The sequence below is a fragment of the Actinomadura meridiana genome (assembly GCF_039537545.1).
Taxonomy (GTDB): Bacteria; Actinomycetota; Actinomycetes; order Streptosporangiales; family Streptosporangiaceae; genus Spirillospora; species Spirillospora meridiana.
Map to the genome: position 1 here is coordinate 844668 of NZ_BAABAS010000005.1, position 12291 is coordinate 856958.

The following is a 12291-nucleotide window of genomic DNA, read 5'->3' on the forward strand; positions in this document are numbered from 1 at the left end:
CGAAAGGATCGGCCTCTTGCCGTCCCCGGCCGTGCCGTTTTCGATAGCCTCGCCGTCGTCCCGTAGGTCCGCTCGTCCCCCGGGAGCATCGTTCAATTGGCCAGCACAGACGCCGACACCGCCGCGGATGTCAGGACCGGCGGTCCCGCCCCGGCCGGGCCGCCGATCGTCCCGCGGGGCCCCGCCAGGCTCGCGCTGATCGCGGTGACCGTCGCGGTGCTCGCGCAGACGCTGCGGTTCTCGCTTCCCCAACTCGACCGGTTCGCGGACGACGCCGGTACCGGCGCGGCAGCCGCGGGTGTGCTGGCCGTGTACCTCGCGGGTTTCGTGGCGCCGCTGATCCGTCGCTACGCGGGGCCGCGCGCCCTGATGCTCAGCGGGGTCGGGGGGCTGCTCGCCGTCCGGCTCCTCGCGCAGGCGATCGATCCGCGCATCTGGCTGGCGTTCGCCGGGACGGCCATCGGCATGGTCGCCGTCGCCGCACTGTACGAGGGTGCGCGTGGGTTGTCGGGGGTCGGGTTCGCCACCGCTACCGTGGCGGGTTTGTCGATCGACACCGCTGTGCGCATGTGCTTCGCCACCTGGGACCCGGTGTGGCGGTCGGGTGTGGGTCCGTGGCTGGCGTGCCTGGCGTTCGTCGGGCTGGGTGCCGCCGCGCTGTACCGGGAGGTGTCGTCCGGGCCGGTCGCCGCGCCCGGGATCTCCTGGCGGGACGCGCTCGGCGCCGCCGCGTTCGGGCCGTTCCTTGCGTTGCAGGTGCTCGTGCTGTCCAGTCCCGCGTTCGTGGCGTCGTCGGGGTGGCGGTCGCTGGCCGTCGCGCATGTCGTGATCGTCGTTGGGCAGGGGCTCGCGTTGGCGTTCCTCGCGTCCGGGCTCGCGGTGCGGGCCGTGCCGGGCGGTGTGTGCGTGCTGGGCGGGACCGTCCTCGGGGTTGGGGCGGGCGCCGTCGCCGGGACGTACGCGGTCTCCGGCGTCGAGGTCGTCGCCATCGTGATCCTCGGGCAGGTGCTGTCGGCGTGGCTGCTGGCGGTCGCGTGCCGGGCGCCGCTGCGGCGTGCCGGGACCGGCGGCCCCGTGTGGCGGATCGACGTTGGGGCGGCGCTCGGTGGGCTGCTCATTGTTGTGGTGCTTGTTCCCTACCAGGTCAGTGCCATTTCGCCGTTGCCGTTCCCGAATAATGTGCTTCCCGGTCTGGCCGGGATCCTGCTTGGTGCGCTTGCGGCGATCGCCGCCGCGCGGGGCGGTCCGCTGCCCGCGCGCGCGCCGTTGCGGGCCCTGACGGCGGGTGTCGCCGCGCTTGGTCTGCTGCTCGGGACGGTCGTGTTCACCGTGGCCGCGCCGGACGGCAAGGCGCAGGCGTCCGCCGTTCCCGGACAGGTGCGGGTGCTCAGCTACAACATTCACGACGCCGTTGACCAGTCCGGGCGCCTTGACCCGGAGGGCGTCGCGCGTGTCATTGAAGGGCAGCGGGCGCAGGTTGTCCTGTTGCAGGAGGCCGGGCGTGGGTCGTTGCTGTCCGGTACCGCCGACGTGGGTGTGTGGTTGTCGCGGCGGCTTGGCATGACGTTGATCTGGGGTCCCGCCGCTGACGGTCAGTTCGGCAACGCCATCCTGACGTCCCTTCCGGTGCGCAGTTCCGGGACGGGTCGGATGTCACGCGGCGACTGGTCGGAGATCCGTGGTTACGTGTGGGCGCGGCTCGGCGTAGGCCGTACGACCATGGACGTGTGGTCGACACACCTGGAGGGCGGCGACGACAAGGTCGACGAGCGGCGCCGGTCGATCGTGACGCTGCTGCGGGCCTGGGGCGGCGCGCCCCGCACGGTCATCGGCGGCGACCTCAACGCCGAGCCCGGCAGCCCGGAGTTGGCCGCGATGACCGACGGCACCGACCTGCGCAGCGCCGTGATCGGGGGCGACTCGTCCCCGACCAGGTCGGACGGCGCGCACGTCGACTGGATCTTCGGGTCGGACGGCATTCTCGTCACCGAGTACGACGTGCCGGTGTCGGACGCCTCGAACCACTATCCCGTCGCGGTGACCGTCCGGATCGGCGGCTGACCGGACCCGCCCTCCGCTCCGCCGCTAGGGTCGTCCCCATGAGCGAAGCGACGGTCGAGATCGAACGGGCGGGCCCGCAGGACGCCGGAGAGCTGATGACCGTCCAGCGCGCCGCGTACGTGGCGGAGGCGCAGTTGTACGGCGACCCGTTCATTCCCCCGCTGGTCGAGTCCGTCGAGCAGTTCAGGAAGGTTCTGACCGGCGACGCGGTCGTGCTGAAGGCCGTGCTGGACGGACGCCTCGTCGGCGGCGTCCGCGCCCAGTTCAGCGACCACACGTGTCTGGTGGGGCGGCTCGTCGTCGTTCCCGACCTCCAGGGTCAGGGGATCGGGGGACGGCTCCTGGGCGCGCTGGAGGCGGAGGTGGGCGGACGCGCCGACTCCTGCGTGCTGTTCACGGGGCATCTCAGTGAAGCGAATCTGCGCCTGTATCGCCGTCTCGGTTACAGCGAGACACACCGTGAGCGCGTGGCGGCGCATCTGACGCTCGTTCACATGCGCAAACCCCTCGTCCCCGCTGGAACCGCCTGACCAAATAGGGTGAGCGCGTGCTGAAAGTGGGGCTGACCGGGGGAATCGGGTCCGGTAAGAGCGAGGTGTCGGCGCAGCTGCGCGAGCTTGGTGCCGTCGTCATCGACGCCGACCGGATCGCCCGTGACGTGGTGGAGCCGGGAACGCCGGGCCTCGCGGCCGTGGTCGCGGAGTTCGGCGCGGACGTTTTGTTGCCGTCCGGTGGGCTCGACCGTCCGAAGCTGGGCCGGATCGTGTTCGGTGACCCGGAGCGGCTCGCCGCGCTGAACGCGATCGTCCATCCGCTGGTGGGGGAGCGGACGAAGCAGTTGATGGACGCCGCTCCCGCCGACGCGGTGGTCGTCTACGACGTCCCGCTGCTGGCGGAGAACAGGCTGGAGTCGCAGTACGACGAGGTCGTCGTGGTGGACGCGCCCGAGGAGGTCCAGCTCGACCGGCTCGTCGCCCGTCGCGGCATGACCGAGGAGGACGCCCGCGCCCGCATGGCCAGCCAGGCGTCCCGCGAGACCCGCCGCGCCGTCGCGACCCACATCATCGACAACTCCGGAACCCTCGACGCTCTGAGAGCCCAAACCGACGCCCTCTGGGACGCTCTCACCCGCCGTCCCGCCCCCTGAGACCCAGGTTTCGCAGAGGGCGGGCCGTTTCAACTGTTCAGGTCACCAGAGTCTGGCCGCGACGCCTTCGTACTTGTAGCCGCCGCGTACTGCGCTGTCGCGTTCGGCGGCACTCGCCGTGTAGAAGTGGTCGCTGTGCGAGCCGCCGATGTAGAGGCGGTACAGGGGCGTACCGGATTTGGATGAGGCCGGGTAGACGTAACCGGCGATTCCTTCGTATCGGTAGCCGTATTTCTTGACGGCGTTGTTCTTTTCTGTGGCGCTGGTGGTGTAGAAGTGGTCGTAGATCGCGGCTCGATAGAGTCGGTAAAGGGGGACTAGCGCCGAGTCAGGCGACGATAATACGTCGCCTGTTATCCCCTCGTATCGGTAGCCGTATTTCTTGACGGCGTTGTCCTTCTCGGCGGCGCTGGCGGTGTAGAAGTGGTCGTAGCTCGGCGCGCCCTTGTAGAGGCGGTACAGCGGTTCGACGACCTGTTGCTGGGCTGAGGCCGGGGCGGCCAGGCCCACTGTGGTGATCACGAGGATGATCGCGACCAGGAGCGTCCACGGTTTGCTGAATGATCTGACTCGTGTCATGGCGGAACCTTGGCACGGTGGGTGGACCGTGTCCAGATTCATTGAGCGGTCGCGGCCGACGTACGTAACGGTGCACGCTGCGCGGTCGTGCTTGTTCGTTGGGTGATCACTGGAAGGGGGTCGGATGTTATATCCGGAGCTTCCGTGTGTGGTCAGAAATTCTCAGTGGCTGACCAGGGCTTCCGGGCGGTCGACGGAAAATGCGGAAATGGTCATGGAGCGTCCGAACATGGCCGGTTTCGGACGGGGGAGAGTTTCTAGTCGGTGGTGTAATTGCTTTGTTCGCTCTAGCGGTGAGGAGTTGTCATGACGCGCGCCGCGCTTCGGATGATTCTGGGATTGAGCCTGGTCGCGGGCGGTGTCGCCGCCCTGGCGCCCGCTGCGGCGGCTGACGTGGCGCCTGCCGAGCCGGGCACCGTGATCAAGATCAGTGTGGTGCCCCATCCCCAACGACGCCTGCGCCAGGATCGCGCACGGGCATGTCCTGGACTTCTGATGGTGCGGGTGCGTCAGAACGGGGCGTCCAGGGGGAGTTGGTGGACGTCGCGTAGGTAGGGGTCCAGTTCGCCGGGTTCGAAACGGCACATGGCCACGGCGTACCAGAATTCGGCGGTGGAGTTGCCTTCCGACTTGTAGCGGCCGTCTGGGGCGAGCGCGGCCCAGCCTTCGGCCAGGCCGAGCAGGGTGGCGCGGTGCGTGGGCGTTGTCTTGTCTGTGACGTCCCACAGGATGATGGCGCCGTCGTCGCCTGCTGTGGCAAGGACGGTTCCGTCCGGGCTGAACGCGACCGACCAGATGCGGCGAGTGTGGCCGGTGAGGGCGTGGAGGGCTTCGCCGGTGGACGGATCCCACAGGCGGACGATCATGTCGTCGCCCGCCGTGGCGAGGAGCGTGCCGGACGGGTGGAACGCGGTCGTCCACAGGCGGCCCGTGTGTCCGGTGAGGGTGTGCAGGGTCTCGCCGGTCGACGGGTCCCACACACGGGTGGTGCCGTCGTTGCTGGCGCTGGCGATGGTCTCGCCAGACGGGGAGAACGCCACACGGTAGACGCGGTCGGTGTGGCCGCTGAGGGTGGTGGTGAGTTCGGCCGTGCGGGGGTGCCACAGGCGGACGAGGCCGTCATCGCAGCCGGTCGCGACCATGTCGCCGCCCGGGTGGAAGTCGATGGAACGGACGCGGCCCCGGTGGTCCGCCAGGTTGACGGTCTCGCGGCCGGTCGTCCAGTACCAGAGTCGGACGGTGTCGTCGTCGTTGGCGGTGGCGAGGACGGTCCCGTTGGGGGAGAACGCCTGCGCCCACACGTGGTCGGTCTCGGCGTTGAGTTCCCGTTCGAACGTGCCGGTCCCGGCCTGCCAAAGGTGGACGCCGCCGTCGTTGGTGGCGGTGGCGAGCTGGGAGTCGCCGGTGTTGAACGCGGCGGACGTGAGGTTGTCGGCGACTCCGCGTAGTTCGCGGATCATGCGGCCGGTGCGCGGGTCCCAGAGTCGGACGAGTCCGTCGTTGCCGCTGCTTGCGAGCATGCCGCCGTCAGGGCTGAACGTGACGCCGGTGACCCGCCGACCGTGCCCGCGTAGGACGACTCGGCACTGTCCGGTCTCGGCATCCCAGATGCGGGCCGTGCCGTCGTTGCCGCTGGTGGCGAGTTGGGCGCCGTCCGGGCGGAACGTGAACGGCCATACTGCGCCACGGTGTCCGGTGAGTTCGAGGCGTTGCCGTCCGGTGCGCGGGTCCCACAGGCGGATGGATCCGGAGCTGTCGGCGGTGGCTAGGCGGCCGCCGTCGGGGCTGAACGTGGCCTGGTAGATGGCGCCGCCGTGGCCGTTCAGGAGCTTGTCGTTGCCTTCGTCGTCCCAGACGCGGACGGACCCGGCCGTGTCGCCGGTGACGAGCATGTTTCCTTCGGGGTGGAACGCGATGGCGTAGACACGGCCGGTGTGGCCTAGGAGTTCCTTGTTGATTTCGCCGGTGCGGATGTCCCAGAGCCTGACGACGCCCGCGGCGTCTCCTGCGGCCAGGAGGGCGCCGTTGGGGTGGAAAACGGCCCGGTACACGGCGCCACGGTGGCCGGTCAGTTCCTGGCGTAGCTCGCCTGTGGTGAGGTCCCACACGCGGACGGTACCGGCGCTGTCGCCGGTCACCATCAGGGGTGCCGCCGGGTCGAACACCGCCGTGTAGACGGGCGCGGTGTGTCCGGACAGTTCGTGCAGTAGGGCGCCGGACTCGGCGTCCCAGATGCGGATGGTGCCGTCGGCCGCGCCCGCCGCGATGAGTTCGGCGCCGGAGGGGGAGCGTCCTCCGACGACTACGGGCCACACGCCCTCCGGGTGGATGGTGAAGGTGTGCGTGGTGTGGCCGGTGGCAAGGTCCCACAGGCGGACGGTTCCGTCCGCCGCGCCGGTGACGAGAAGGCTGCCTGACGAGTTGAACACGACCGCGTAGGCGCGGTCTGTGTGGCCTTGGAGCGTGCGCAGGGGAGTGCCGGTGATGGCGTCGCACACCAGGACGCCGCCGTCCTCGTTGCCCACAGCAAGGACGGAACCACCCGGGCTGTAGGCGAGTGGCTGCGGGAGGCGGCTGGTCTGGAAGTGGAACCCGTACGGGACGCCCACTGCCGCTGGGCGCACCTGGAGGTCGATGGGTCGTCCGGGGGCGATCGCGGCCTCGCGCAACTCGGGCCTGTCGGCGATTCGGTCGGGCAGGATGGCGTCCACCAGGGCGGCGCGCGTCCACGTGCTGCCGTCGACGGTGATGTCCCGCAGGTCGGCGCGGGCGAGACGGGCCCGTGACAGGTCCGCGCCGCGCAGGTCGGCTCCCGTGAGGACGGCCTCGTCCAAGCGGGCCCCGGCCAAGGACGCGTCCCGCAGGATGGCGCGCGACAGGTTGGCGCCGACGAGTTGCGCGTCGCTGAGGTCGGCTCCCGTCAGGTCGACCTCCTGTAGGTCGCGGTAGGACAGGTCCTCGCCCTGGAGGCGCGCGCCGCGCAGATCGGTGTGGGCCGGTGTGCGCAGACGTGTGGTGACGCGGATGGCGTTCGCGCGGGCGATGTCGTCGGCGTCAGGGTCGGCGAGGATCGTGGCGGCCCAGTCCTGGCAGGAGCGGGCGTCGGCGAGGTCGCACAGGAAGTCGACGGCGAGCTGGGTCAACGCGCGTCGGCCCAGCGCGTCGGGTGCCGTGCCCTTGGCGAACTCGTCCGCGATGTGCCGCGCGACGAGCCACTCCATGACGGACGTGTGGATGAACCCGAACAGGCCCTCGTCGGTGCGGACGAGCAGACTTCCGGCACCGACCGCGTGCGTCACCTGCTGCGGTGACATGCGGCCCCCGGCGAGGCCGGTGAGCGTGTCGCCGACGTCGGTCAGCTCGGCGAGGCGCAGGAACTGCTCGTTGCCTTCCCACAGGCGCAGGGCGAGCGTGCCGACCGCGCGCCACATGTCGTCGACCTTCAGCCCGGACGGGCCGCCCGCGCCGCCGACACGGTCGGCCTCGTACGCCAGCCACGACGACAGGATCTCCTGGTACAGGTCGGCGGGGCTGACGGCCCGGCGGGCCTGCGCGACAGCGCGGAGACGTTCCGCGGGCAGGTCGGCGATGAACGACAGCATCCGCGGGTTGGACGTCAGAGCCAGCAGTTCCTCGATGCCGGACAGCAGGGTCAGGCGGGCCTCCGCCGTGTCCTCGTCCCCGTAGCGGTTCACCAGGTACGAACGGACTTGCGTGGGTGCGAAGTCCTCCAGGCCCAGGACGCGCCGGTGTGGCAGGACGCCGACCTTCTCGCCGAGGGCGGTGAGCACCTGCGCCTGGGACTTGAAGTGCTGAGTGCGGCTCGCCACCACGATTTTGGCCTTGTCCTGGGCGGCCTGCAGAAGCGTGTCGAGGTGGTCGGCGGCGCGGTCGTAGGTCATCCGCGTCACCAGCTCGTCGAACCCGTCGAACAGCAGGACGATGCGCCCTTGCCGGAGCATGTAGTGGAACGCCTTGAGGTCGATGAGCTCCTCGCCGTGGTTGGCGAGGTGCGCGGCGACGAGTCCGTCCACGGAGTGCGCCTTGTCCAGGGCGCGCAACTCGATCAGGATCGGGACGACGTGCGGCAGGTCCTCGGGGATGCGACGGGCCAGTTCCCGCAGGGCGAACGTCTTGCCGCGCCCGAAGTCACCGAGGAGCAACAGGAACCGGCCGTGGTCGGCGGCCAGAAGGCGCAACATCTCGCCGACCACGTCGTCGTGGACGTCGCCGTTCGCCGAGTTGGACGGGGCGTCCGGGCGGAGACGGTCGAGTTCCCGGTAGCGCTGCGGGACGTACAGGGTCGGCGGGTACAGGCCCCCTGCGGAGAGACGTCCGGTCTGGGCCGTCACGTACTCCGACAGGTCGACGAGGCCCTGGAACTCGGTGAGGCTGCGCACGCGGATGCCGCGCCGGAGGGCGTCCTCCCGGAGTGACCGCGCGGGTGCCGGACCCAGGTACACCAGTTCGGAACCATGGTCGGTGCCGTCGGCGTGCACATGCCGGACGAACGCCTCCACATCCGCCTCGGTCACCTGACCCACGTGGGCGCCGATGCGGTACTGGCGGACGAACCCGTCCTCCAGGTGGGTCAGCAGCAGGTGCGGCGGGTCGGAACGGCCGCCCTCACCCGGGGACGGGACGATGCGCCGGATAGTGGCGCGTTCGAAGCGCGTCTCGCACGCCTCCGTCAGACGGTCGAGAAGCTGCGCCGTGGGGTCGGGCACCGGGTCAAGGGTCCTGTTGGTCTCCGGGCCGAGTTCAGGCACGGGCGGCGCGGGCGGAGTCTCGGCGGCGGCCGGGGCCGGGAACGTTCCGTGGACGCTCGACCAGGGCACATCGAGACGCTCGGACCCTCGCCGCGCGGCGTCCTCGGGGATCCACCGGTCCAGACCGTCGCGGCGTAGGACGACGATCTGGTGGCGTCCGGGCCCGAGCGCCGGGACGGACGGGACACCGCTGTCCAGTAGGGGAATCGCGCCGAATTCCGACTGCGCCCCCTGGAAGAACAGGTTGACGTGCCCACTCAGCAGCATCTCGACGGTCTCGGGGTCACGCAGCGCACCCGGTTCACCTGGGACGGGCGTGTGTTCGACCGCTCCCAGCCGGAGCCACCCCTCCTCCTCGAAGTGCCGCAGGCGCTCGTTGAACCACGCGGCCTGGGCCCGACCCACGTGCCCGTACCGGTCGGACTCGCGGTGGGTCTGCGGCAATGTTGAGTTGAGCCCGGCCACGGCGACCCGCAGATCCGGGATGGGGAACAGCGTCCACGGCTGCGCGCTGTCGAAGATGAGCGCGTCGATGCCCTGGTAGAACTCCTTGAACAAGCCCGCGAAGTGCCGCCACTTGGGCCAGTACGGCGGCTGGGGCTGGATGTCGTCGGCCTCGCAACTGGAGAAGTACGCCTGGCACGCCGCCCGGGTCACGTCGTGGGTGCCAGGCACCACCACGACGCGTTGCGCCTCCAAGCCCAGGAGCGCGCGCAGGCTCGTCAGGAACGACAACGCCTCGGCGAACTCCCGGCGGCTGCCCGAATGGGTGAGGTTGCCGGTGACGACCAGCAGATCGGGACGCGGCACACCGGAATCGGCCAGCCGCGTCACGTCGCTCCAGATGCGGTCCTGCAACTCGGTGGCGGTGGTCGGTTCGCCGGGCTCGGCGAGCGTCCGGCCGAACCGGGGGCCGGAGACGTGCAGGACGCTGAGGTGGTCGCGCGGCCCGTCGCCGCCATCCACGACGGGAAACGGCGGCGCCGCCACGGGCGCCCGCCGGACGGCCCGCTCCCCGGTCGCCTCGGGCCCCGGCGCCCCCTCCGGTTGCCCCTCAGCGCTCTCCAGCCTCCCCGGGAGCGGCGCCCGGCTACTCGGGAGCCCCCGGTCCGGTCCGGGGAAGCCTGGGCCGTTCTGAGGCCGCGCATGGCCCGCGAGGGCCTGGTCGATCCGCCGCATCAGCAGCCCGCGCGCCTCGTCGGGGTCGTCGATCCCGACCAGGTCCACGTAGGTGATCGTGGACAGCAGCCCGTCGATCGGGCAGTCCTCGATACGGACCGTCACCAGCTTGCGGGCCGGGTCGTCCGGGTCGGCCCGCAGCGCCGCCATCCACTCCAGCCGCCCGTACCGGGAGCGCAGGTAGTTGCTGGACAGCACCGCCACCACTGCCTTGGCCTCCGACAGACCGCGGTCCATGAAGTCGATGAAGTTGGTGCCGGGTACGAAATCCCACGCCTGCATCATCGTCCGGTGCCCCGCGGCCTCCAGCTGCCAGGCGATCCACGACGCCCACCGCTCGTCGGCGGGGGAGTAGCTGATGAAGAAGTCGGTCGGACGCTCCTGCCTGGACTGGCCACCGGGGGGTGTCATGCCGCCAGTATCGCGCGGCGGGACCGCCAAAGCAGGTCGCCGTGCCGCCTATGGGATCATGTCGCGGGTGTCACCCCGGATCGAGACCGTGCGCCATGCGGCGCGCTCTTTGGGTGTCCTCGACTGGATCCGGATCACCGTCCTCGTTCTCGGCGTCATGTTCGTCGCCACCGGGGCGCTGCCCACCGACACGGCGCGTTCCAGCGTCGGACGGATCGCGCCTCTGCTCCTCTTCCTGTTCAGCGTCATCATCCTGGCTGAACTGACCAAGGAAGCGGGGGTCTTCGACGCCATCGCGCAACGGCTGGCACGGGCCGGACGTGGCAACTACGGCGCCTTGTTCTTGTTGTGTGTGGCGTTCGCGTCGGCCACGACCATCTTCCTGAATCTCGACACCACGGCCGTGCTGCTGACACCCGTCATGCTGGCGTTGGCGGCGCGCGCGCGAATCGCGACCCTCCCATTGGCCATGACTACGGTGTGGTTGGCCAACACCGCGAGTCTCCTGCTGCCGGTGTCGAACCTGACGAACCTGCTCGCCGCCGACAGGATCGCGTTGGAGACCCGCGCGTTCGCCGCACGCATGTGGGCGCCGCAACTGGCCGTGCTGGCCGTCACCATGGCGCTCCTGTGGGCGTTCTACTGGCGCCGCCGGATGCGCGGCGCCGACTCCTACGACCCTCCGGAACCCGCGCCCATCCGGGACCGCGTGCTGTTCTCCGCCACCGGGTTCGCAAGCCTGATCTTCATCGGCGCGATCCTCGCGGGCGTGCACACAGGCATCCAGCTCGGTATCGCCGCGACCGTCCCAGCCGTGATCGCCGTGGCGGCCTTCGCCGTCCGCGACAGGGGGGCTCTGCGGCTCGCCCTGATCCCATGGCAGCTGATGGTGTTCGTCACGGGTCTTTTTCTGGTCGTCCCTACCCTTGAACGATTCGGGTTGGACGACGCCATGCGCGCGCTGGTCGGCGAGGACGATGGTCTTGGCGGGGCGTTCCGGGCGGCGTTCTCCGGTGCCGGGCTCTCCAACGTCCTGAACAACCTGCCCGCGTACGTGGCTGGAGAGTCGGCCGTCCCGGTGTCGAACAAGGACCAGCTTCTGTCACTGCTGATCGGGACGAACGTGGGGCCCGTCATCACTCCGTGGGGGTCGCTGGCCACGCTGCTGTGGTTCGAATGGTGCCGCCGCTGGGACGTGCGCGTCCCCATGCGCAAATTCGTCCTGACTGGAACGGTTCTTGCTGTGGCGGGGTGTGCGGCGACCGTTCCCGTTCTGCTGGTCGCCGGGTGACGGCTCAGTACTTCGCCGTGGTCTCCAGGAGTTGGTCGAGCAGTTCGGGGCGTGCGGCGACGAAACCCAGGTCGGCTGGGGAACGGTCGATGCTCAGGTCGTAGGGCCGTCCGTCCAGGCGGCGTAGCTCGGCGCCCGCCTCGGCGGCCAGGATCGCCCCGGCGGGCAGATCCACGATCTCGGGCTGGTAGCCGACGATCCCGTCGATGTCACCGCGTGCGAGCATCGTCCACGCCACCAACGGCGCCCACAGCTGGAGCAGCCGCGTGCACCGGGCCTCCAGCGCGGACCGGAGCCCGCACGCGACCGGGTCGGACGCCGTCACCTGATGCCCCTGCGTCCACGCCAGGACGGGGTTGCCTTTTCGTTCCGGCCGTGGACGGTCGGCCAACGCCAGCGGCGCACCGTCCGGCCCCAGAGCGCCCTTGCCCCGCACCGCCGACCACGTCCGTCCGGACGCCGGGTCGTGGACGACTCCCAAGACGGGCTCGGCGCGCGCACACAACGCCAGGCCCACCGCGTACACCTGCATGCCGATCGCCACGTTGTTGGTGCCGTCCAGGGGGTCGACGAGCCAGACCATCTCCTCGCCCGGAGCCCCGTCGAGAACCCCGGACTCCTCGGCGATGACGCGGTGACCCGGATACGCCGCCCGCAACCGCTCCAGGATCAGCTTCTCGGCCGCCAGGTCGAGATCGGTCACCACATCGCCGTCCGAGCCCTTCGCACGGATACCCAAGGGCCCGCCCACACTAGCGCTGAGCAACGCGCCCGCGGCCTCAGCCGCGGCCACGGCCACGCTGCGCGCCGCGAAGAGATCAACCGGAAGTGCCGCTGACGGGCTCATAGATCTC

At 70.2% G+C, this 12291-nt stretch carries 7 protein-coding genes; 4 read left to right on the plus strand and 3 right to left on the minus strand.

Features of this window, described 5'->3' with window-relative positions; all coding sequences use genetic code 11:
• Positions 1 to 96 precede the first annotated feature (96 nt).
• From ABD808_RS13195 to coaE, 3 genes are read left to right on the plus strand one after another with little or no spacing between them, the layout of a single operon-like run.
• The gene (locus ABD808_RS13195) at positions 97 to 2061 is read left to right on the plus strand and encodes an endonuclease/exonuclease/phosphatase family protein (RefSeq protein WP_344895178.1); all 1965 of its coding nucleotides are present in this window, start codon (positions 97 to 99) and stop codon (positions 2059 to 2061) included.
• A gap of 38 nt (positions 2062 to 2099) precedes the next feature.
• Positions 2100 to 2591, plus strand: a complete 492-nt coding sequence (locus ABD808_RS13200; protein WP_344895181.1) for a GNAT family N-acetyltransferase — start codon at positions 2100 to 2102, stop codon at positions 2589 to 2591.
• A 17-nt stretch (positions 2592 to 2608) separates the two neighbouring features.
• Positions 2609 to 3208, plus strand: coding sequence for a dephospho-CoA kinase (gene coaE, locus ABD808_RS13205; protein WP_344895184.1), 600 nt, complete (start codon positions 2609 to 2611; stop codon positions 3206 to 3208).
• 42 nt (positions 3209 to 3250) lie between these two features.
• Here the strand turns inward: coaE and ABD808_RS13210 are convergent, their stop codons facing one another.
• Together ABD808_RS13210 and ABD808_RS13215 are read right to left on the minus strand one after the other, a co-directional pair.
• On the minus strand, positions 3251 to 3787 hold the full coding sequence (locus ABD808_RS13210; RefSeq protein ID WP_344895187.1) for a hypothetical protein: 537 nt from the start codon (positions 3785 to 3787) through the stop codon (positions 3251 to 3253).
• A gap of 509 nt (positions 3788 to 4296) precedes the next feature.
• Positions 4297 to 10146: a TIR domain-containing protein gene (locus tag ABD808_RS13215; protein WP_344895190.1), complete on the minus strand. Its 5850-nt coding sequence runs from the start codon at positions 10144 to 10146 to the stop codon at positions 4297 to 4299.
• A 58-nt stretch (positions 10147 to 10204) separates the two neighbouring features.
• On the opposite strand from ABD808_RS13215, the gene ABD808_RS13220 reads away from it, so the two are divergent.
• Positions 10205 to 11437 carry an ArsB/NhaD family transporter gene (locus ABD808_RS13220; RefSeq protein ID WP_425548925.1) on the plus strand — a complete coding sequence of 411 codons (1233 nt, stop codon included), beginning with the start codon at positions 10205 to 10207 and terminating at the stop codon, positions 11435 to 11437.
• A gap of 4 nt (positions 11438 to 11441) precedes the next feature.
• Here the strand turns inward: ABD808_RS13220 and ABD808_RS13225 are convergent, their stop codons facing one another.
• Positions 11442 to 12284 (minus strand): inositol monophosphatase family protein, encoded by an 843-nt coding sequence (locus ABD808_RS13225; protein ID WP_344895196.1) that lies wholly within the window; start codon positions 12282 to 12284, stop codon positions 11442 to 11444.
• Positions 12285 to 12291: the final 7 nt, after the last annotated feature.